At 68.8% G+C, this 19,526-nt stretch carries 19 protein-coding genes; 5 read left to right on the top strand and 14 right to left on the bottom strand.

The features are described from left to right. Position 1: 1 nt before the first annotated feature. On the bottom strand, positions 2-1,207 hold the full coding sequence (locus tag QFZ83_RS03580) for a diaminopropionate ammonia-lyase (protein WP_307502714.1): 1,206 nt from the start codon (positions 1,205-1,207) through the stop codon (positions 2-4). Between the two features lie 33 nt (positions 1,208-1,240). Further along, positions 1,241-2,410, bottom strand: a complete 1,170-nt coding sequence (locus tag QFZ83_RS03575; protein WP_307502711.1) for a M20 aminoacylase family protein — start codon at positions 2,408-2,410, stop codon at positions 1,241-1,243. Positions 2,411-2,492: 82 nt separating this feature from the next. Here QFZ83_RS03575 and QFZ83_RS03570 point away from each other — a divergent pair, with 82 nt between their 5' ends. After that, on the top strand, positions 2,493-2,969 hold the full coding sequence (locus QFZ83_RS03570; protein WP_307502708.1) for an Lrp/AsnC family transcriptional regulator: 477 nt from the start codon (positions 2,493-2,495) through the stop codon (positions 2,967-2,969). Positions 2,970-2,983: 14 nt separating this feature from the next. Here QFZ83_RS03570 and QFZ83_RS03565 read toward each other — a convergent pair whose 3' ends face one another. From QFZ83_RS03565 to QFZ83_RS03550, 4 genes are all read right to left on the bottom strand, one after another. Further along, positions 2,984-3,670 (bottom strand): YceH family protein, encoded by a 687-nt coding sequence (locus tag QFZ83_RS03565; protein ID WP_307502706.1) that lies wholly within the window; start codon positions 3,668-3,670, stop codon positions 2,984-2,986. A 50-nt stretch (positions 3,671-3,720) separates the two neighbouring features. Further along, the gene (locus QFZ83_RS03560) at positions 3,721-4,428 is read right to left on the bottom strand and encodes a phosphodiester glycosidase family protein (RefSeq protein WP_307502703.1); all 708 of its coding nucleotides are present in this window, start codon (positions 4,426-4,428) and stop codon (positions 3,721-3,723) included. A gap of 25 nt (positions 4,429-4,453) precedes the next feature. Next, positions 4,454-5,485: an isocitrate/isopropylmalate dehydrogenase family protein gene (locus tag QFZ83_RS03555; RefSeq protein WP_307502700.1), complete on the bottom strand. Its 1,032-nt coding sequence runs from the start codon at positions 5,483-5,485 to the stop codon at positions 4,454-4,456. Positions 5,486-5,582: 97 nt separating this feature from the next. Further along, positions 5,583-6,146 carry an LpxA family transferase gene (locus QFZ83_RS03550; protein WP_307502698.1) on the bottom strand — a complete coding sequence of 188 codons (564 nt, stop codon included), beginning with the start codon at positions 6,144-6,146 and terminating at the stop codon, positions 5,583-5,585. A 206-nt stretch (positions 6,147-6,352) separates the two neighbouring features. Between QFZ83_RS03550 and metG the strand changes: the two genes are divergently transcribed. Together metG and QFZ83_RS03540 are read left to right on the top strand one after the other, a co-directional pair. Beyond that, positions 6,353-8,458, top strand: a complete 2,106-nt coding sequence (metG, locus tag QFZ83_RS03545; RefSeq protein WP_307502695.1) for a methionine--tRNA ligase — start codon at positions 6,353-6,355, stop codon at positions 8,456-8,458. A 25-nt stretch (positions 8,459-8,483) separates the two neighbouring features. Further along, positions 8,484-8,681: a hypothetical protein gene (locus QFZ83_RS03540; protein WP_306881770.1), complete on the top strand. Its 198-nt coding sequence runs from the start codon at positions 8,484-8,486 to the stop codon at positions 8,679-8,681. A 10-nt stretch (positions 8,682-8,691) separates the two neighbouring features. On the opposite strand, the gene QFZ83_RS03535 is transcribed toward QFZ83_RS03540, so the two are convergent. From QFZ83_RS03535 to QFZ83_RS03505, 7 genes are all read right to left on the bottom strand, one after another. Beyond that, positions 8,692-10,404, bottom strand: a complete 1,713-nt coding sequence (locus QFZ83_RS03535; RefSeq protein WP_307502692.1) for an enoyl-CoA hydratase-related protein — start codon at positions 10,402-10,404, stop codon at positions 8,692-8,694. 108 nt (positions 10,405-10,512) lie between these two features. Beyond that, positions 10,513-11,403 (bottom strand): alpha/beta fold hydrolase, encoded by an 891-nt coding sequence (locus QFZ83_RS03530; protein WP_307502688.1) that lies wholly within the window; start codon positions 11,401-11,403, stop codon positions 10,513-10,515. After that, positions 11,400-12,218 carry a shikimate dehydrogenase gene (locus tag QFZ83_RS03525; RefSeq protein WP_307502686.1) on the bottom strand — a complete coding sequence of 273 codons (819 nt, stop codon included), beginning with the start codon at positions 12,216-12,218 and terminating at the stop codon, positions 11,400-11,402. Before QFZ83_RS03525 ends, QFZ83_RS03530 begins: the two co-directional genes overlap by 4 nt. Further along, positions 12,205-13,023 (bottom strand): sugar phosphate isomerase/epimerase, encoded by an 819-nt coding sequence (locus tag QFZ83_RS03520; protein ID WP_307502683.1) that lies wholly within the window; start codon positions 13,021-13,023, stop codon positions 12,205-12,207. Before QFZ83_RS03520 ends, QFZ83_RS03525 begins: the two co-directional genes overlap by 14 nt. Beyond that, positions 13,020-14,459 (bottom strand): FAD-dependent oxidoreductase, encoded by a 1,440-nt coding sequence (locus QFZ83_RS03515; RefSeq protein WP_307502680.1) that lies wholly within the window; start codon positions 14,457-14,459, stop codon positions 13,020-13,022. Before QFZ83_RS03515 ends, QFZ83_RS03520 begins: the two co-directional genes overlap by 4 nt. 54 nt (positions 14,460-14,513) lie before the next feature. Beyond that, on the bottom strand, positions 14,514-15,311 hold the full coding sequence (locus tag QFZ83_RS03510) for an alpha/beta fold hydrolase (protein ID WP_307502677.1): 798 nt from the start codon (positions 15,309-15,311) through the stop codon (positions 14,514-14,516). Positions 15,312-15,325: 14 nt separating this feature from the next. Beyond that, positions 15,326-16,333, bottom strand: a complete 1,008-nt coding sequence (locus QFZ83_RS03505) for a tripartite tricarboxylate transporter substrate binding protein (RefSeq protein ID WP_307502674.1) — start codon at positions 16,331-16,333, stop codon at positions 15,326-15,328. Between the two features lie 111 nt (positions 16,334-16,444). Here QFZ83_RS03505 and QFZ83_RS03500 point away from each other — a divergent pair, with 111 nt between their 5' ends. Further along, positions 16,445-17,365, top strand: coding sequence for a LysR family transcriptional regulator (locus QFZ83_RS03500; RefSeq protein ID WP_307502671.1), 921 nt, complete (start codon positions 16,445-16,447; stop codon positions 17,363-17,365). Positions 17,366-17,372: 7 nt separating this feature from the next. Further along, positions 17,373-19,016, top strand: coding sequence for a SulP family inorganic anion transporter (locus tag QFZ83_RS03495; protein ID WP_307502669.1), 1,644 nt, complete (start codon positions 17,373-17,375; stop codon positions 19,014-19,016). Here the strand turns inward: QFZ83_RS03495 and QFZ83_RS03490 are convergent, their stop codons facing one another. After that, on the bottom strand, positions 19,017-19,493 hold the full coding sequence (locus QFZ83_RS03490) for an outer membrane protein assembly factor BamE (protein WP_307502665.1): 477 nt from the start codon (positions 19,491-19,493) through the stop codon (positions 19,017-19,019). It lies immediately after the preceding gene. Between the last annotated feature and the right edge of the window lie 33 nt (positions 19,494-19,526).

Raw genomic sequence — 19,526 nt, 5'->3', positions numbered from 1 at the left:
GCTAGAACCGCACCGGCGCACGCTGCCTGCGCAAGACATCGTCCGCATCGATCCCGACGAGATCGCGGTACACCGAGGGTGCGGTCGCGCCTTCGGTGCTGATCAGCAGCACCTTCGAGCGCACATCGAGGCGCACCTTTCGCCACAGGTCGTCCGACAGCGTGAGCACGCGCAAAGCCGCAATGCCCGCCGCACCCGATTCGCCGCTCACGATGGGGCTGTCGTGCGCGGAGCCCCGCGCCAGGAGGCGCATCGCCTCGATCGCATCGCCGTCTTCGATGGTGAGGAAGGCATCGACGGATGGCGCCACAAAGCGCCAGGCCAGCGGCGAGGTCTCGCCACACGCAAGACCGGCCATCACCGAGTCGACGCTGCCGGTGGCATTCGACGCATGGCCGTTGATCGCGCTCTGCAGCAGGCAATCGGCCTGGCGCGGCTCCACGACGATGAGCGTCGGCCGCTTCTCGCCGTACTGCTCCCACAGGTAGCTCGCCACGCCCGCGGCCAGCCCGCCGACGCCGCCCTGCAGGATCACGTGCGAGAACATCGCCGTGCCCTCCTGCTGCTCCATCACCTCGTCGGCCAGGATGCCGTAGCCCTGCATCACGTCGCGCGGAATGTCTTCGTAGCCGGCATAGGAGGTGTCGGAAACCACCTGCCAGCCGTTCTCCTGCGCCAGCGCGGCCGCGTGCGCGACCGAGGCGTCGTAGTTGCCCTCGATGCGCACGATCTCCGCGCCGAAGGCCGCGATGGCGGCTTCGCGCTCCACGCTCACATGCTTGTGCAGCACGATCACGCAGCGCACGCCGATGCTTTGCGCCGCGGCCGCGAGCGCACGCCCGTGGTTGCCGTCGGTGGCGCTGATGACGACCAGCGACTGCAGTTGCGCCGCGTGCGCGCCGCGCAACACGGCCGCCGGGTCCCAGGCGGGATGGGCCCGCAGGACGAGCCGCACCAGCGCGACGGGCGCGCCGAGTGCCTTGAAGCTGCCGAGCGGCGAGCGCTTCGATTCGTCCTTCACGAAGATGCCCGCCACGCCCAGTTCTTCTGCCATGTCGGGCAGTTGCCAGAGCGGCGTGGGCTCGGGCGCGAGTTGCGACCAGCGCGAGAGCCAGCCGCGCGTGCGCCTCGCCTCGGCGATGCTGAGGATGTCGCGAAGCTCGCCGGGGTAGGCGCCGCGGGTGGCGTTATTGTTGATGACCAGCATGGGGCAGAAAGAAAAAATGGGTTGTCTTGTCGGTCAGCGCGGAAGGCGCAGGCGCACGATTTCCGCGAAGTAACGGGCGCCCGTCTCGAGCACCTCGTCGTTGAAGTCGTAGCTGCCGTTGTGCAGCGGCGTGCTGCCGGGTGCGCCCTCGGCACCGTTGCCCAGGAACACGAAGGCCCCCGGCACCACTTTGAGGAAGGCGCCGAAGTCCTCGGAAATCATCATCGGCGCCACGTTGGCATCGACGTTCTCCGCCCCCACCACGGCCGTGGCCGCCGCCACCGCGACGGGCACGCAGTCGGCCCAGTTCACTGTGGGCGCGAACTCGTGCGTGTAGCTGAAGTCGCACGCGGCGCCGTGCATGCGGCAGATGCCTTCGCTGATCTCCCGCATGCGCGCGGCCAGCATCGTCTGCACCTCGGGGTCGTAGCTGCGGGTGTCGCCCTTGATGACCGCGTTCGACGGAATCGCGTTGCGAATGCCGTCGGTGATGAACTCGGTGCACGAGACCACCGCCTGGGCGCCCGGGTCGAGCGTGCGCGAAACGATGGTCTGCAGCGCCAGCACGATCTGCGCGCCGATGACGATCGGGTCGATTCCCATGTGCGGCCGCGCGGCATGCGTGCCGCGGCCCTTCACATGGATGACGAAGTTGTCCTCGCTCGCCATGAGGCCGCCCGCGCGCGTGGCGATCGTGCCGGCGCGCATGCCGGGCATGTTGTGCAGGCCGTATATCTCGTCGACCGGAAAGCGCGCGAAGAGGCCGTCGTCCATCATGGCTTTCGCGCCGCGGCCGTGTTCTTCGGCAGGCTGGAAGATGAAGCGCACGGTGCCGTCGAAATCCTGCCGCTCCCGCAAGAGGCGCGCTGCGCCGAGCACGATCGACATGTGGCCGTCATGGCCGCAGGCGTGCATCTTTCCGGGCGTGGCCGAAGCGTAGGCGCGGTCGGTCGGCACCTCGGTGATGTTGAGCGCGTCCATCTCGGCGCGGAGGCCGATCACGCCCTTGCCGTCACCGACCTTCAGATTCGCCACGAGCCCCGTGCCGCCGATGCCCGCATGCACCTCCAGGCGCAGCGCCTTCAGCACGCTGGCGACGAAGGCCGAGGTCTTCGCCTCCTCGAAGCCCGTCTCGGGCATCGCATGCAACTGGCGGCGCCAGCCGGAGAGCTGGTCGCGCAGGGGCTCGTCGGGGAATTTCATGACGCGATGCTATTGACAATGCAGCGATACGGGCACGCAAAATCGGGGCCTTCGACGCAACGTTTTTGCGTACACGGCCTGCATGACCTCCTCTCCCCTCGATGCCCTTGACCTCCGCCTGCTGGAGCTGATCCAGATCGACAGCCGCATGTCGCAAAGCGAACTGGGCGAGCGCGTCCACCTGTCGACGGCCGCCGTGAACCGGCGGCTCAAGCGCATGCGCGACGACGGCGTGATCCGGCGCTACGGCGCGGTGCTGGCCCCTGCGGCGCTGGGCCACCCGCTGTCCATCGTGGCCGAGGTGGAAGTCGAGAGCGAGCGCATCGACCTGCTCGATGCGATGAAACAGAGCTTCAGGGCCTGCCCGCAGGTGCAGCAGTGCTACTACGTGACGGGCGAATGGGACTTCATCCTCATCCTCGTCGTGCAGGACATGGCGCAGTACACGGCGCTGAGCCGGCAGCTTTTCTTCCAGAGCAACAACGTGAAGCGCTTTCGCACGCTGGTCACGATGGACCCGGTGAAGGTCAGCCTGGATGTGCCGGTGCGACCGGCATAGGGACTACGGCGTCGTCACTGCGCGTCGGGAATCCCGAGCTCCGAGCACACCCGCCCCACCAGCGCCTTCAGCGATGCCAACTCGGCTTCGAGCCGCGCCACATTGGCCTTGAGCGCCGCGACTTCGCCGAGCGATGCGTCGTGCGAGGCATAGGCCCCATCGCCCGAAGCGCCGGCCGGGCCCGCCACTTCTTCCGCGGGCTGCCCGCTCAGCAGATGCGCCCAGCGGCTTTCGCGCGCGCCGGGCAGCCGCGCCAGCTTCACCACCAGCGCGCCGGCCGGCCGCTCGGCGAGTTCATCGAGAAAGCCCTCGACCGAGGAGATGTCCGCGAAGTTGTGCATGCGGTCGCAGGCGATGCGCAGTTCGCCGGCCGTCTGCGGCCCGCGCAGCATCAGCACGGTGAGCAGGATCACCGACTGCGAGGGAATGCGCAGCACGCGGTCGATGTTGTGCTCGTAGCGGAACGCGCGGCCGCCGCTGCTTTCCGCGACGAGGCTGTAGCCCTTGAGGCAGTCGATGGCGGACTGGATCTGCGATTCGGTCAGTTCGAGCACCGGGTTGCGGCTGGTCTTCTGATTGCACCCCGAAACCAGCGAATTGAGCGTGAGCGGGTAGCTGTCGGGCACGGTGCGCTGCTTTTCGGCGAGCACGCCGAGCACGCGGGTTTCGAGGAGGGACAGGATGGGCAGCGGTGTGGACATGGCTCAGAGGCAGGATTCGAAAGTGAAAACACAAGGGGCCGCCAGCAGGTTCATGGCGACGCCACGCCGAGTATCGGCCCCAAGTCGCGCACGAAGTCGCTTCGCCCCAATGCCTTCGAATACAGCGCCGAGACGGTGCCGTCGAGGTACAGGGCGTCACGGCAGTGCAGCACGTCGCGGAAATAGACCGCGAAATCGTGAAAGTTCACCGGCGTCTCGCTCATCACGAAGATCGCCGTGTGGCCGATCGCGCAGACGCCGTTGCGGATCTTGCGCGAGTCCGAATTCGGAATGAGCGCCGGGTGCAACGCGCCGTGGCGCAGCAGCAGCGGGCCGGATTGCGTGGCCAGCCGCACGCCGCCGCGCTTCGCGAACGCCGGGTACTCCGAGGACTCGATCACGCGGGGGCCGTCGTCGGTGACGAGGAACACGCCGTTCGGCTTCAGGAAGAAGTTGCCGGCGCCGCTCGCGAGGTTGAGCGGCGCCTCTTCGCGGCCGTCGCGCACGAAGAGCCCGACGGGCGAAAAATCCGCGTGGTACATGCCGGCGTTGACCGCGAAGACAAGCTGCCGGCCTTGCGCCTTCAGCCAGGCATCGAGGCGGTCGAAGCGCTTGAACGCGACGCCGGTGTCGTCATTCAGGAACAACGCGAGCTTCTCGGTACGAAGGTCGACCTTCACGACCGTGTAGCGCGGGCCCGCCGCAACCGACGCGCAGCTCGCGAGGACGACGGCCAGCAGAAGCAGAAGCTTTCTCATGGCCGGCTGCGCCTTCTTCTTCGGATCAACCGCCGTTGATGCGGCTGACCAGCGCCTTCGTGAAGGCTGCGGTGTTCGCGGTGCCGCCGAGGTCGCCGGTGCGCACGTTGTCGATGTTCAGCGTCTGGTCGATCGCCGTGCGCAGGCGCGTGGCCAGCCCGGGCATCTTGGTGTGGTCGAGCATCATCGCGGCGGCCAGCAGCAGCGCCGTGGGGTTGGCGATGCCCTTGCCGGCGATGTCGGGTGCCGAGCCGTGCACCGCTTCGAAGATCGCCGCATCGGTGCCGATGTTGGCGCCGGGCGCCATGCCCAGGCCGCCGACGAGGCCGGCCACGAGGTCCGAGAGGATGTCGCCGAACAGGTTGGTCGTCACCAGCATGTCGAACTGCCAGGGGTTGAGCACCAGCTTCATCGCGCAGGCGTCCACGATGATCGAGTCGAGCTCGAACTTGCCCTTGTACTTTTCCGCGTAGAGCTGCTCGCCGGTCTCCAGGAACAGGCCGGTCAGCACCTTCATGATGTTGGCCTTGTGCACCAGCGTGACCTTCTTGCGGCCGGTGGCGATGGCGGTCTCGAACGCGTACTCGAGCACCCGACGGCAGCCCTGCCGCGTGTTGATGCCGGTGGCCATGCCCACGGCATGCGGGTCGCCATCGATGCGCACGTAGTGCTCGTGGCCGATGTAGAGGCCCTCGAGGTTCTCTCGCACGATCATCAGATCGATCTTGTCGAAGCGACCACCCGGGATGATGGTGCGCGCGGGGCGCAGGTTGGCGTAAAGCTGGAATTCCTCCCGCAGCCGCACGTTCGACGAGCGATAGCCGCCGCCCGATGGTGTTTCGAGCGGGCCCTTGAGCGCGAGGCGGGTGGTGCGGATGCTGTCGAGCGTGGCCTGGGGCAGCGGATCGCCCGAAGCCTTCACGCCGCCGAGGCCGGCGATCTGGGTGTCCCAGGTGAAGGGCGCCTTCAGCGCATCGAGCGCGGCCAGCGTGGCGTCGACGATTTCGGGGCCGATGCCATCGCCGGGGATGAGGGTTGCGGGAATGGAAGTGGTCATCGGCTGCGGCTCGCTTTCTGGCGTTCTGTATCGGGGGTCGAAGCATACGTCGCGCGCGAGACACCCCGCGGTTTCGTGGGTCACTTCGAGGTCGTTGTCACTCGCGGCCGGGCAGTTCCTGATCGAGCAGCGAGGCGCGGCCGACGATATGGCCGGGCCGCAGCAACGCACCGGGCGCAACCACCGCGTTGGCGCCGATGCGCGCGCCATCGCCGATGAGCGCACCGAACTTCTCGCAGCCCGTGGGCTGCAGCGCCCCGCCCTCGCCGCTGCGCACGAAGATTTCCTTGGCGGCGCGCTCGTTGCGGTGATTGCAGACGATGCTGCCGGCTTCCATGTTGACGCCCGCGCCGATCACCGAATCGCCGACGAAATTGAAGTGCGCGAGCGCCGTCCCTGCGAAGACGAAGGAAGACTTGAGTTCGGTGCCCGGGCCGACCGTGCAGCGCGCATCGATCCAGTTGCCGCCGCGCAGGTAAGCGCCCGCAGCCACGAGGCAATCGGCCCCGAGGATCAGCGGGCCCTTGAGCACCGCGGCGGCCTCTACCCTGGCACTGCGGTGGATGGCGATGTCGCCCTTGATGGCGTATTCCTCGTCAGGCAGTTCCGCCAGCAGCCGCCGCACGATGTTCGGGGCCTGCATCGCCAGTTCCCAGGGCATTGAGGCGCGCCATCGTGCGAGGGGAGAAGCGGCGAATCCGGCGATGTACGAGGCAAGGTCGATGGCGTGCGGCATCGGGCGATGCTGCCATCAAACACCGCGCCGGGCACAGGCTGCACGCACCCACCTAAAATGCCCGGTTCCCGGATGCGCGGCGCTCGCCGCCTCCGATGCCAGTCCGTCACTCCCCGAAAGCGCCCTCCCCGATGTCCGCCCCGCGCAAGCTCTTCGTCACCACCGCCCTGCCGTATGCCAACGGCAAGTTCCACATCGGCCACATGATGGAATACATCCAGGCCGACATCTGGGTGCGGAACCAGCGAATGAATGGCGCCGAGGTCAACTTCGTCTGCGCCGACGACGCGCACGGCGCGGCGATCACCATCGCGGCCGACAAGGCCGGCGTGACGCCGCAGGCCTTCGTGGCGGAGATCGCGGCAGGCCGCAAGCCCTACCTCGACGGCTACTACATCTCGTTCGACAACTGGCACTCGACCGACGCGCCGGAGAACCACCAGCTCGCGCAGGACATCTACCGCGACCTGCGCGCCAACGGCCTCATCGAGACCAAGAGCGTCGAGCAGTTCTACGACCCCGAAAAGGGCATGTTCCTGGCCGATCGCTTCATCAAGGGCGAGTGCCCGAACTGCCATTCGAAGGACCAGTACGGCGACAACTGCGAGGTGTGCGGCGCCGTGTACGCGCCCACCGAGCTGATCAACCCCTACTCGGCTCTCTCGGGCGCCAAGCCCGAGCTGCGCAGCTCGGACCACTTCTTCTTCAAGCTCTCGGACCCGCGCTGCGAGGCCTACCTGAAGGAATGGACCGCCGCCCCGGGCCATGTGCAGATCGAAGTGCAGAACAAGATTCGCGAATGGCTCTACAAGGACGACGAAGGCAAGGGGGGCCTCGGCGACTGGGACATCAGCCGCGACGCACCCTACTTCGGCATCGAAATTCCCGATGCGCCGGGCAAGTACTTCTACGTGTGGCTCGACGCGCCCGTGGGCTACCTGGCCTCGCTGAAGAACCTGCTGGACAAGCGCTGCATCGAGCTGGGCGGCGACGGCATCTCGTACACCGAGTACATGGCCGACCCGGACCTGGAGCAGGTGCACTTCATCGGCAAGGACATCATCACCTTCCACACGCTGTTTTGGCCCGCGATGCTGCACTTCAGCGGCCGCAAGGCGCCCGATGCGGTGTATGTGCACGGCCATCTCACGCTGAAAGACGGCGAGAAGATGAGCAAGAGCCGCGGCACCGGCATCGATCCGCTCAAGTACCTGTCGATCGGCCTGGACCCCGAATGGCTGCGCTACTACATCGCGGCCAAGCTCAACGGCCGCAACGAGGACATCGACTTCAACCCCGAGGACTTCGTCGCGCGCGTCAACAGCGACCTCGTGGGCAAGTACATCAACATCGCGAGCCGCGCGGCGGGCTTCATCGGCAAGCGCTTCGGCGGCAAGCTGGGCGAGGTGTCGGCCGATGGCGATGCGCTGCTGTTCGCGCTGCGCGAGGCGGCCGGCCAGATCCATTCGCTCTACGACGGCCGCGACTACGCCCGTGGACTGCGCGAAGTGATGGCGCTGGCCGACAAGGTGAACGAATACGTCGACCAGAACAAGCCTTGGGAACTGGCTAAGAAAGAAGGCGCCGAGGCGCGCTTGCACGACGTGTGCACGGTGTGCATCGAGGCCTTCCGCCTGCTCACGCTGTACCTGAAGCCGGTGCTGCCGGCCCTTGCAGTGAACGTCGAGGCGTTCCTGAAGATCTCGCCGCTGGTGTGGTCCGACGCCGCGCAGCCGCTGCCTGTGGGCCATGCGATCGGCGAGTACAAGCACCTGATGCAGCGTGCCGATGCCAAGGTGGTCGACAAGCTCTTCGACACGCCCGAGCCGGTGGCAGCCGCTGCTGCTGCCGTGGAAACCACAGCGGATTCGCTGCCCGGCGGCGAAGCCATCGCGCCGACGATCACCATCGACGACTTCGTGAAGATCGACCTGCGCATCGCCAAGATCGTGGCCTGCGAGAAGGTCGAGGGCTCGACCAAGCTGCTGCGCCTGACGCTCGATGCGGGCGAAGGCAAGACCCGCAACGTCTTCAGCGGCATCGCCTCGGCCTACCAGCCCGAGCAGCTCGTGGGCAAGCTCACGGTGCTGGTCGCGAACCTCGCGCCGCGCAAGATGAAGTTCGGCATCAGCGAAGGCATGGTGCTGGCCGCGAGCCATGGCGACGAAAAAGCCAACCCGGGCATCCACGTGCTCGAACCGTGGCCGGGCGCAACGCCAGGCATGCGGGTTCGCTGACCTGACCGATCGAGGAGATCACACCATGCTGCTGCGCACCCTTCTGCTGTCGTCGCTTGTCGCCGCGCTGAGCGGCTGTGCGGTGGTCACCGTCGCTGGCACCGCCGTGAGCGTGGGCGCCAGCGCGGTGGGCCTGGCCGCAGACGCGGCCATCGGCACCGCGCGCATCACCGGCAAGGCCGTGGGCGCCGCGGCCGACGCGGTCATTCCGGACAGCAAGTAAGCCGCTGGATTCAGCGCGGCAGGCCCAGCCGCGCGACGTGCGCGGGCGTGTGCTGCGCCTTTTCCTTGCGGACGAACGCCGAGCGCAAGGCCGCGTGCGGCTCGCTGCGGTCGAAGAAATTGCGGCGCATGTGCGTCAGTTCTTCATCGCGGTACTGCTGCAGCGGCTTCATTGCTTCGTCTTCCGCGCGCTTCGCCTGATTCTTCGCGATGCGGGCGGCCAAGTCGGGCGAGGCCGCGAGCTGCGTGGCGAGCCGCATCACTTCATCGCCCAGCTCTTCCGGCGCGGCCTGCAGCACGCGTTCTGCCATGCCGAGTTCGACCGCGCGCTTCGCGCTCACCGGCAGCGCCGATTGCGTGAGCCGCTCGGCCTCGGCTTCGCCCACGCGGCGCGGCAGCGTGTAGGTCCAGTACTCGGAACCGTAGAGGCCCATGAGCCTGTAGTGCGGGTTGAGGATGGCGCCGTCCCTGCACCACACCTCGTCGGCCGCGAGCGCGAGCATCACGCCGCCGGCCGCGGCATTGCCGCCCAGCGCCGCGACGGTGAGCCGGTCGGTGGTGGTGATCACCGCCTCGACCAGGTCGTTCATCGCATGGATGTTGGCCCACGACTCCTCGGCCGGATCGGGCGCGGCCTCGATCACGTTGAGGTGGATGCCGTTCGAGAAAAAGTCGCGCAGCCCGCCGAGCACCAGCACCGACGTCAGCCGGGTGCGGGCGAAGCGATAGGCCTCCAGCAGGCGGCGGCATTGCACGCTGCTCATCGCGCCGCCGGGGAACGAGAAGTTCAGCACGCCCACCGCGCCATGCTCGCTGTAGCGCGTGTCGGTCCAGGTGCGGCGATTGGCCGGCAGTTGCAGGGGCGCGGGCACTTCGGGCAGGTTGGCGGGGAGCAGGTCGCCGAGCGCATCGGAGGCCGGCAGCTTGAAGCTCGCGAGCCCCGAGCCCGGCGCGCGCCAGGGGCGCAACTGCACGATCCAGACCGCGCCGTCCGTCGTGGCGCGGCAGATGGCGCCGGCGCGGGTAGCAATCAGTTCGCCGGGCGTGCCGCGCAACTCGTCTTCGGGATACGCGCCGTGCAGGTACCACTGCGCGCCGAGCAGCTCGTCGAGCACGCCGGGCTGCGAATCGGCGGCGCGCAATTCGCGCAGCACCGACTCGGTCGACGCCGTGGTCCAGTCGATGCGGCGCTCCGCCTGCTTGAGGAACGGGCGCCAACCCGCCGCGAGATCGGCCGCCTTCTGCCGCCTCGGCTTGTACGTGCCCGAGGCGAAGCGCTCGACCGCGAGCAGCACCGCATCGATGGCTGCATCGGCCACCTCGCTGCGGTAGAGATCGCTCTTGCCGGCCAGCGGCGGCACCTTCAGCGGCGACCAGGCCCAGACATCGCCTGCGTCCATCTCGGCGACGGCCTCGAGCACCGTGACGCCCCAGCTTTCGGCGCCTTCCCGCAGCGTCCAGTCGAGCGAGGACGGGCCGCGGTCGCCCGGCGGGCCGGGGTGGACGATCAGGCAGGTGTGGGCGCGCCAGATGTCCTCGGGGATCGCGGTGGTGAGCATCGGCGCCACGATGAGCTGGGGCGCGTGCGTGCGGACCGCATCGCGCAAGGCGTCGTCGTTGCCGAGGGCCAGTTCCACGCCGACCGTTTGGCCGTGGTCCTGGAGTTCGGCCAGGACCCTCTGCGTCAGGCTGTTGAACGCGCTTGCGACAAGCAGGATGTGCATGGGCCCGGCTCCCTCTGTGATGCCAGTTTTAAATGTCAATTAATGTGAAAACTGTATCTGCATCCTTCGTTTTGGATAAGTTGATCGAAAGTACGCGTCGCCGTTTTTTCAGGCGTGGCGACGCAGAAACGGAAGTACGCGGGCCAGCACTTCGTCGGGCGCTTCCTCGGCCATGAGGTGCCCGCAATCGACGGTGCCGCCCTCCACTTGGTCGGCCCAGGTCCGCCAGATTTCGGCCGGGTTGGGCTTCGCGGTGAGCGAGGCGCTCCACAGCACCTGCACCGGGCACGCGACGCGGCGCCCGGCGGCGAGGTCGTCGCGGTCGTGCTGCAGGTCGATGGAGGCGGCTGCGCGGTAGTCCTCCACCATCGCGTGCCGCACCGAGGCCTTCGCGAAGGCGCGGTGGTACTCGGCCAGCGCCTCGGGCGCGACCGCATCGACCTTCTGCACCATGTTGCGCAGGGTCCAGTCGAGGTAGTACGAAGGGTCTGCGGCCAGCATGCGCTCGGGCAGGTCGAAGGGCTGCGCGAACAGGTACCAGTGGAACGCCTTGAGGCCGAAGGCCATGCCGGCGCGCTTCCACATCTCCTCGGTGGGCACCACGGTGAGCGAGGTGAAACAGCTCACCGCCTCGGGGCTGTCGAGGCACAGCCGGTAGCCCACGCGTGCGCCGCGGTCGTGGCCCATGACGGCGAATCGCTCGAAGCCCAGCGCGCGCATCAGCGCCCGCTTGTCGGCCGCCAGCGTGCGCTTGCAATGGTGGATGTGCAGCGGATCGCCCGCCGGGCCGGTGCTGTCACCGTAGCCGCGCAGGTCGGGCGCGACCACCGTGAAATGCCGCGCCAGTTCGGGTGCGATGCGGTGCCACGCAACGTGGGTCTGCGGGTAGCCGTGCAGCAACAGCAAGGGCGGACCGCTGCCGCCGACTTCGGCGTGGATGACGGCATCGCCCAGCGCCACGCGGTGCACCGCGAAGCCGGGGAAGAACGGCGTGCTCATTGCAGCGCCTCCGCAAAGAAGTCGGCCATGGCTTCGAGCTGCTCGTCCATCATGTACCGGCCGCGCACGATGCGCGCGCCGTGTTGCTCGGCCAGCGTGAGCAGCGGCGTGGTGTGCGGTTCCATGATGACGTCGGCCACGGTGTGGCCGGCGCGAATGGCCGAGAGCGCAATCGGCAGCGGATCGCCCGGCCGCATGCCCGAGGGCGTGGCGTTGACGACAAGATCGCGCGGGCTCGCGGCGTCCCACACGCCCGCCGTGTGGCCGAGCGCGCGCAAGCGCCCGACGAGGTGGTCGCGCTTCGCGCCGTCGGCATCGCACACATCGATGGACGCCGCACCCGCCCCGGCCAGCGCGAAGGCGATGGCATTGCCCGCGCCACCCGCACCCGCGAGCCCCACGCTGCGCCCCTTCACGTCGAAGCCGTTGCGCACGAGCCCCGCGAGAAAGCCCGCGCCATCGAGCAGGTCGCCCTCCCACGCATTGCCCTTGCGGCGCAGCACGTTCACCGCTTGCGCCTCGCGCGCGGCACGCAAAACCTGCAACGGCAGATCGGCGACAAGCTGCTTGTGCGGCACGGTGACGACGATGCCCGCGACGTTGCGCACGGCCAGCAAGGCCTGCAGCAGCGGCGCCACGTTCGCAGCCTCCACATGCAACGGCACGAGCACCGCGTTGATGCCGCGCGCCTGCAGCAGCCGGGTGAGCGGCAGCGGCGCCTTCACCTGCGCGACGGGATCGCCGATGATGCCGAGCACGGCGGTCTTGCCGTCGAGCCGCAGCCCGTTCCAGTCGAGGGTCTCAGGTGGGGCCATGGCCGCTCCGTTGAAGGAAGTTCGTGGTCGTGCGAAACGCCAGCGCGGCACGCGCATGCGGATCGAGCGTGGCGGTGCGGATCGCGCTGGGCGCCTCCACCGACAGCAGCGCATCTTGCGCGAGGTGCGCCAGCAGTTGCGCCACCGGCAGTTGGCCTTCGCCGGGACAGAGGCGATGCGCCCGGCCCTCTTCGGCCGCCGACAGGCCCGGATGCCGCTGCGCCAGCGCGTCGTTGATCTGTATGAAGTGCCGATCGACGTGGGCGCTGGCCATGTCTTGCGGCACGGCGCCCGAGCGAAAGAAGTGCAGCGCATCGATCACGATGCGCACGTTGTCGCTCTTCGATGCGATGGCGATCTGCTGTGCCGATTCCAGCGAGCGCATTGCGGTGTAGACCATGAACTCCAGGCCCAGCGCGAGACCGTGCCGCCGCGCGCGTTCGGCCAGTGCGCCGATGCCGTCGGCTGCGCGAGAGAGGTCGCTGTCGTCCACGTTGACCATGAGGCATCTCGCGCCGAGCGCCTGTGCCGAGTCCAGCACGCCCGTGAGCGCACCGGCATCGAAGCCGGGCTTGATGCGCACGATCTCGATGTCGTGCACGCGCATGCCGAGGCCGTGCAGGCGCGCCAGCGTTTCCTTCAGCATCGCGCCGCCGACCTCCATCGGAAACGGCACCTCGCCCAGCCGCGCCGGGCTCAGGCGCATGCCGACACCGCCGAAGCCCGCCGCGTGCGCGGCTTCCACCAGCTGCGGCGGCGCTGCGTCGAGCATGCCGAGGTGGGCCAGCGAGAGCCCGAAGCTCATGCCGTCGCCCGCTCTTCCGGCACGGCGGCGGCCTGCCTGAGCGGCACACCCTGGGCCATCAACAGCGTCTGGAGGCGCTTCACATCCACGTCGCGCGGCAGCACGCCGCCATCCGCCGCGAGCGCCGCGGCCGTGCCGGCCGCCTGCCCCGTGAGCCAGCACTGCGGAATCTCGCGCATGAAACCGTGGGAGTTGGTGTCGCACGAGATGTGCTTGCCGGCCGCGAGCACGCCGTCGAGCGTCTCGGGCACCAGCGCGCCATACGGCACGGAGATGTTCGGGAATCTGGGCGACGGGCTCGGGCTGATGCCGATCTCGTCCGCCTCCACCGCGCCTTCGTCCCAGGCACGGCGCTGCACGCTCTTCACGCCCGCGAGGCGCCGGCCGTGGCGCGTGCCGATCTGCGGCGCCATCAGCATGTGCCAGGCGTTCTCGAAGCCCGGCGCATGCGCGCGGTAGAAGGCCAGGTGCTCGGCCATGCTCTTGCGCGATTCCCACTCGACCTGCGTCATCTCGTCCACGTCGAGCGCGCTGAAGCCCGACTTGCGCGGACCGAGGAAGGTGGCGACGTCATCACGCCACGAGACGATGGGTTTCTCGAAGCTCCCCAGCGCCTCGCGGCCGCGGGCGAGCAGCGCCGAGTAGGCCTCGGGCTGGTTGGCGCGAAAGTCGAGCCAGCGCCGCATGTCGACGCCCGCGAAGAGCCACGAGGTGTTGATGCAGTGGTGGATGTCGTGCGCATCGATGTCCGACGAGAAGGCCGCGCCCGCCGCCGCGTACAGGTCGCCTTCGCCGGTGGTGTCGACCACCACGCGCGCGAGGATCGCGCGGCGGCCCTGCTTGCTCTCGAACACCGCACCGGTGACGCGGCCCGCATCCATGATCGGTGCGACCATCCAGCCGTGCAGGATCAGGTCGACGCCGGCCTCGCGCACCATCTGGTGATAGACGCCCTTGAGCCGCTCCGGATCGATGGTCGGCGAGTGCGTGACCACGCCGTGGAACGCCGCGGTGCGCAGCGCCCAGTAGTCGGCTTTGTCGGTGTCGCGCGAGCCCCAGTCCTCGCGCGGCGGACCGGCGACGGCATCGATGCCCAGGCGGTCCATCAATTCGGCCGCCAGGCCGTGGATGACATGGGCGCCCGACCAGTCGCTCATGCGGTCGATCCAGATCACGAGGCCGCCGGTCGAGAGGCCGCCCAGGTGGTTGTAGCGCTCCAGCAGCACCACGCGCGCGCCGCTGCGCGCGGCGGCCACCGCGGCCGCCACGCCCGACGGGCCGCCGCCGAGCACCAGCACGTCGCAGCGCTCGTGCACCGGCACGTCGCGCGCGGGCTCGGTGATGTGGCCGTGCGGCGTGCGCTGCCTGCGTTCGCCCTGGCGCGCGTTGACGTCGGAGCGGAAGAAGTAGCGTTCTTCGGGGGTGAGGGTGCCCATCGTGAGACTTTCAGGAAAAAGGAAGTGGTGGACCGGTGAGTCGCGGTGAGTCGGTCAGGCGGTGAGTTCGATCAGCAGATCGGCCAGCGGGCCGGGCGCGGTGACCATCGCGTCGTGGCCGGTGGCCAGCGTGAGGCGCTGCCAGCCGGCATCGGCACGCACGCGCGCCTTGGTGGGTTCGAGCGTGGCGATCGGATCGCCGGTGCATTCGATGTAGGTCTTGGGCAGCCCATTGCCGAGCGGCGCCTTCAGCAGCAGCGGCTGCAGGTAGGTGCCCACGGGCTGCGGCGTTAGATGGCGCGCGACCCAGGCTGCATCGGCCGGGTCTTTCACGCCGAAGGCGGAGGGCGGCAATGCGGCCGCGGCGCCCACGCCGCCCCCCGTGTCGCGGATGGCCTTCAGGCGCTGTTCGACCACCGCCGGAGGAAAGTCCGAGAACAGGCTCTTGCCCGATTCGAGCAGCAGCGAATCGAGGTACACGAGCTGCCGCAGCCGCGGCGCGGCGCGGTCCGCCACGCCCGAGATCACGATGCCCGCATAGCTGTGGCCGACCAGCACCACCTTCTCGAGCTCCTCGAAATCGAGCAGGTTGACGATGTCGTCGATGTGCGTGTCGAGGTTGATCTGCGGCGAGATCAGGTGCCGGCGCTCGCCGAGGCCGGTGAGCGTGGGCGTGAACACCGCATGGCCCGCCGCGCGCAGCCGCGAAGCCACGCGCGACCAGCACCAGCCGCCGTGCCACGCGCCGTGCACCAGCACGAAGGTCGACGCGCGCCCTTCGGCCGCGAACGTCGGCGCGAGCCCCGCGGCGGCAATGCCGGCCGCGCCTGCAAGGAGGTTCCTGCGCTGCATGCCGTGTCCCTCCCTCATTCGCCGCGCACGCCGGTGCGCTTGATCACATCGCCCCACATCGCCGTGTCCTGCGCGATCTGGCGCGACAGTGCCTCGGGCGCCGTGCCGAGCGCCTGCCAGCCCTGGTCGAACAGGCGCTGGCGCACGTCGGGCGCCTTCAGGATGCGTGCGATCTCCTCGGAGAGCCGCTGCGCGACCGGCGCCGGCATGCCCGCGGGGCCGACGATGGCGTTCCACGACGCCACGTCGAAGACCTGCTTGCTGCCGAGCGCCGACTGGATCGCCGGCACCTCGGCAAAGGCCGCGAACGGCGCGGCGGTGCTCACGCCGTACAGGCGCAGCCGGCCGCTCCTGGCCTGCGGCGCGGCGACCGACGGGATCATGAACGACAGGTCGATCTGCTTGCCCATGAGCGCGGTCGCGACCTGCGGGAAGCCGGGAAACGGCACATGCACGGCCTGGATGCCGGTGAGCGTCTTGAGCAGTTCCATCGCCAGGTGCGAGCCCGCGCCGGGGCCGACCGAGCCGTAGCTCAGGCGGTCGCCCTGCGCCTTCGCATAGGCCAGCAGGCCGCGCAGGTCGGTGGCTGGCATGTCCATGCTGCCGGTCAGCACGAAGGGGCTGCTGGCCACCAGCGAGATCGGGCGCAGGTCGCGCGCCACGTCGTAGGGCGTGGCCGGGTTCAGCAGCCGCGCGGTGGTGAGCGGGCCGTTGCCGGTGAGACCGATGGTGTGGCCGTCGCCAGCCTTGGCCACCGCGCTCACGCCGATGGCGCCGGCCGCGCCGACCTTGTTCTCGACGATGACCGGCTGGCCCAGCGCCTGCGAGAGCGGGTCGGCCACGGTGCGGGCCAGCGCGTCGGGCGACGAGCCGGGCGGAAAGCCGACGATGAGCCGCACGGCCTTCTGCGGCCAACCCGTGGCCGCCCTTGCGGAGAGCACCAGCGCGGGCGCGACCGATGCGGCCAGCGCGCCTTGCAGCAGGCGGCGCCGTCGCGGGAAAGGGATCATCGGACTAGGCATGTCGTGTCTCCGGTGGCTGTCTTGTGGGTGCATTCTTGGTCCACAATCCAGCGGGAAGCGTGATGATTTTTGATCTTTGCCATCACGACTCGTGATGCCATGGAGACGCTCATGCCCGCAAACACCACCCGCCCCGCCAGCGCCACGCCGCGCAGCCACACGGCGGACATCGACCTGCTGCGCGTGTTCGACACGCTCGTGCGCATCGGCAGCTTCACCACCGCCGCCAAGGCGCTGTCGCGCACGCAGTCAGCGGTCAGCATGCAGTTGCGCCGGCTCGAGGATCAGTTGGGCGTGCAGCTCGTCACGCGCGGCACGCGGCAGCTCGCGCCCACGCCCGAGGGCCTGCAGCTGCTGCCCTTGGTGCGGCAGATGCTCGGGCTGAACGACCAGCTGTTCCACGACGTCGGCGCGCACGAGGTGTCGGGCAACATCCGACTCGGCTCCATCGAGCACTACGCAACGCGCGTGCTGCCGGTGCTGGTCGCGGAGTTCTGCCGGCAGTACCCGCGCATCCACGTGGAGCTGCACCACGGCGTTTCCTCGGCCATGCACACGGAACTGGGCGCGCGCTACGACATGGTGCTGGGCATTGGGGCGGTCGGCTCGGGCGAGGGGCTGCCGCTGTCCAGGTCGAAGGTCGTCTGGGCCACCACGCCCTCGGCCGCCACGCACTTGCAACGCCCGCTGCCGCTCGCGGTAACCCCCGAGGGGTCGATGCTGCGCAACTGGGCCACGCGCGCGCTGGACCGTGCGGGCATCCCCTGGCGCGTGGCCTACACCAGCTCCAGCGCGACCGGCCTGGAAGCCGCGGTGCGCGCGGGCATCGCGGTGGGCGTGTTCCGCGAGGCCACCATCTCCAAGCGGCTGAAGATCCTGGGGCCGAAGGAGGGCCTGCCGGCGCTGCCCGAATCGGAGGCCTGGCTCGCGGTGGCGCCGCTGCCGGGACGCAAGGCCGTGGAATTGCTGGAGGCCTTCCTCATCCACAAGCTGCGCAAGCAGCCGGACGCACGCGTGCGCGGTACACAATGAATCATCCATGCCCTCCCCGTTGAATTTCACCCGCTTTCGCCCCCGCCTCCTGGATGCAATGGCGGACTACAACCGGGAGCGTTTCTTCAAGGACCTGGGCGCCGGCGCGACGGTCGGCATCGTGGCGCTGCCGCTGGCCATGGCCTTCGCCATCGCCTCGGGGCTCAAGCCCGAAGCCGGCATCTGGACGGCGATCATCGCGGGCTTCTTGATCTCGCTCCTGGGCGGCTCGGCGGTGCAGATCGGCGGGCCGGCCGGCGCCTTCATCGTGATCGTCTACGGCATCGTCGAGCGCTACGGCGTGGCGAACCTGCTGATCGCCACCGCCTGCGCCGGCGTGCTGCTGTTCGCGGCGGGGCTCTTCGGGCTCGGGCGGCTGGTTCGCTTCGTGCCGCTGTCGATCGTGGTGGGCTTCACCAACGGCATCGCGGTGCTGATCCTGCTGTCGCAGTTGAAGGACCTGCTCGGGCTCTCGGTCGAGAAGATGCCGGCCGACGTGTTCTCGCAACTGCATGCGATGGCGCTGCGGATCGGCACCTTCAACCCGTATGCCTTCGCGCTCGGCGTCGTCTGCGTGGCCGGGCTGGTGCTGTGGCCGCGGCTGCCTCGCCTGCCGCTGCATCTGGCGCGGACGCGCGCGGTACAGATGGCCTCCCGCGTGCCGGGGCCGATCGTCGCGCTGGTCACGCTCACGCTGGTGTCATGGGGCTTCGCGCTGCCTGTGGAGACCATCGGCACGCGCTTCGGCGGCATTCCCGAGGGCGTGCCCGGCTTCGCGCTGCCTGATTTTTCTTGGGAGACGGTCAAGCAACTGGTCACGCCGACGCTGACCATCGCGCTGCTCGGCGCCATCGAATCGCTGCTGTGCGCGCGGGTGGCCGACCAGGTGAGCGGCCAGCCGCGCCACGACCCGAACCAGGAGCTGATGGCGCAGGGCATCGCGAACATCGTCACGCCCTTCTTCGGCGGCATGCCGGCCACGGGCACCATCGCGCGCACGGTGACGAACATCCGTTCGGGCGGCAATTCGCCCATCGCGGGCATCGTGCATGCGGTCACGCTGATGGTCGTGGTGTTGCTGGCCGCGCCGCTCGCTCGCCATGTGCCGCTTGCGGTGCTGGCGGGCATCCTGGTGTTCGTCGGTCTCAACATGGGCGAGTGGCGCGAGTTCACACCCGGACAGCTGCGGCACTTCAGCCGGCACTACCGGCTGCTGATGCTCGGCACCTTCTTCCTCACCGTCGTGTTCGACCTGACGGTGGCGGTGCAGGTGGGCATCGTGCTGGCGTGCGCGCTTTTCATCCGGCGCATGAGCGGGCTCTTCAGCGTCGAGCTCGAAACGCTGCAGCCGCCGGTGCTCACCTACCGCATCTACGGCGCGCTGTTCTTCGGCGCGGCGGCCAAGCTCGACGAGGCGGTGAACGCGGCCGAACGCGCGCCGCGCGGCATGACGGTGGTGCTGGACGCCACGCACCTCATCTACCTGGACGCCACCGGCATCGATGCGCTGCGGCAGTTGCATCGCGCGGTGCTGGCGCGCGACGGGGTGTTGCGGATCGAATCGCTGCAGCCGCAGCCGCGCGAAGTGATCGAGCGCTCGGGGTTCGCGGAGGAACTGGTGGCCGGAAGGCCGCACACGCCCGAAGGCTGATCAATTGGCTTCGGTCGCCCGGTCCGGCGACGAGCCGCTGCGCACCACGCGCTGGTCGTCGTTGAGCGTCGCGGTGAACACCATCGGCGAATTCGGCGGTTGCACCCAGCGCCATTCCCATTCGGTCTCGCGCTTGAGCGCATAGGGCGTTACCTTGGCGGGCTTGCCGAGCAGCTTGCGCAGGTCTTCCATCATCATCCCGGGCTGCACCTTGGCGAAGTTCTCGGGCGTGAGCACTTGGCGCAGCGCGCTCATCTTGCCGTCGCGACCGATGGTGATCATGTAGTTCTTCTGGCCCTGGGGCTGGCGGTTGTATTCGAAGACGCGGCCGCCGTCGGGGGCGTCCCAGATGTTCTCCGGCTGGCCGAATTTGGTGCGCACGTCGGCTTCGGTGGCGACGCCTTCTTCGAGTTCGGCGATGCGCTGGTTGTCGCAGCCCGCAAGCCCGATCATCACCGCCAGCAACGCCGTTGCCATGCCAATCTGCCACTGTTGCCGATGTCCCATGCC

Origin of the sequence: Variovorax sp. W1I1 (assembly GCF_030815625.1) — a bacterium.
GTDB classification, from domain to species: domain Bacteria; phylum Pseudomonadota; class Gammaproteobacteria; order Burkholderiales; family Burkholderiaceae_C; genus Variovorax; species Variovorax paradoxus_C.
Note: the sequence above shows the minus strand (reverse complement) of the source record. Positions and strands in the feature narration are given on the sequence as shown.

Bases quoted from the DNA above. Each gene is read 5' to 3' on its own strand.
- QFZ83_RS03580 (WP_307502714.1), bottom strand. From the start codon at position 1,207: ATGCTGGTCATCAACAATAACGCCACCCGCGGCGCCTACCCCGGCGAG.
- QFZ83_RS03575 (WP_307502711.1), bottom strand. From the start codon at position 2,410: ATGAAATTCCCCGACGAGCCCCTGCGCGACCAGCTCTCCGGCTGGCGC.
- QFZ83_RS03570 (WP_307502708.1), top strand. From the start codon at position 2,493: ATGACCTCCTCTCCCCTCGATGCCCTTGACCTCCGCCTGCTGGAGCTG.
- QFZ83_RS03565 (WP_307502706.1), bottom strand. From the start codon at position 3,670: ATGTCCACACCGCTGCCCATCCTGTCCCTCCTCGAAACCCGCGTGCTC.
- QFZ83_RS03560 (WP_307502703.1), bottom strand. From the start codon at position 4,428: ATGAGAAAGCTTCTGCTTCTGCTGGCCGTCGTCCTCGCGAGCTGCGCG.
- QFZ83_RS03555 (WP_307502700.1), bottom strand. From the start codon at position 5,485: ATGACCACTTCCATTCCCGCAACCCTCATCCCCGGCGATGGCATCGGC.
- QFZ83_RS03550 (WP_307502698.1), bottom strand. From the start codon at position 6,146: ATGCCCTGGGAACTGGCGATGCAGGCCCCGAACATCGTGCGGCGGCTG.
- metG (WP_307502695.1), top strand. From the start codon at position 6,353: ATGTCCGCCCCGCGCAAGCTCTTCGTCACCACCGCCCTGCCGTATGCC.
- QFZ83_RS03540 (WP_306881770.1), top strand. From the start codon at position 8,484: ATGCTGCTGCGCACCCTTCTGCTGTCGTCGCTTGTCGCCGCGCTGAGC.
- QFZ83_RS03535 (WP_307502692.1), bottom strand. From the start codon at position 10,404: ATGCACATCCTGCTTGTCGCAAGCGCGTTCAACAGCCTGACGCAGAGG.
- QFZ83_RS03530 (WP_307502688.1), bottom strand. From the start codon at position 11,403: ATGAGCACGCCGTTCTTCCCCGGCTTCGCGGTGCACCGCGTGGCGCTG.
- QFZ83_RS03525 (WP_307502686.1), bottom strand. From the start codon at position 12,218: ATGGCCCCACCTGAGACCCTCGACTGGAACGGGCTGCGGCTCGACGGC.
- QFZ83_RS03520 (WP_307502683.1), bottom strand. From the start codon at position 13,023: ATGAGCTTCGGGCTCTCGCTGGCCCACCTCGGCATGCTCGACGCAGCG.
- QFZ83_RS03515 (WP_307502680.1), bottom strand. From the start codon at position 14,459: ATGGGCACCCTCACCCCCGAAGAACGCTACTTCTTCCGCTCCGACGTC.
- QFZ83_RS03510 (WP_307502677.1), bottom strand. From the start codon at position 15,311: ATGCAGCGCAGGAACCTCCTTGCAGGCGCGGCCGGCATTGCCGCCGCG.
- QFZ83_RS03505 (WP_307502674.1), bottom strand. From the start codon at position 16,333: ATGCCTAGTCCGATGATCCCTTTCCCGCGACGGCGCCGCCTGCTGCAA.
- QFZ83_RS03500 (WP_307502671.1), top strand. From the start codon at position 16,445: ATGCCCGCAAACACCACCCGCCCCGCCAGCGCCACGCCGCGCAGCCAC.
- QFZ83_RS03495 (WP_307502669.1), top strand. From the start codon at position 17,373: ATGCCCTCCCCGTTGAATTTCACCCGCTTTCGCCCCCGCCTCCTGGAT.
- QFZ83_RS03490 (WP_307502665.1), bottom strand. From the start codon at position 19,493: ATGGCAACGGCGTTGCTGGCGGTGATGATCGGGCTTGCGGGCTGCGAC.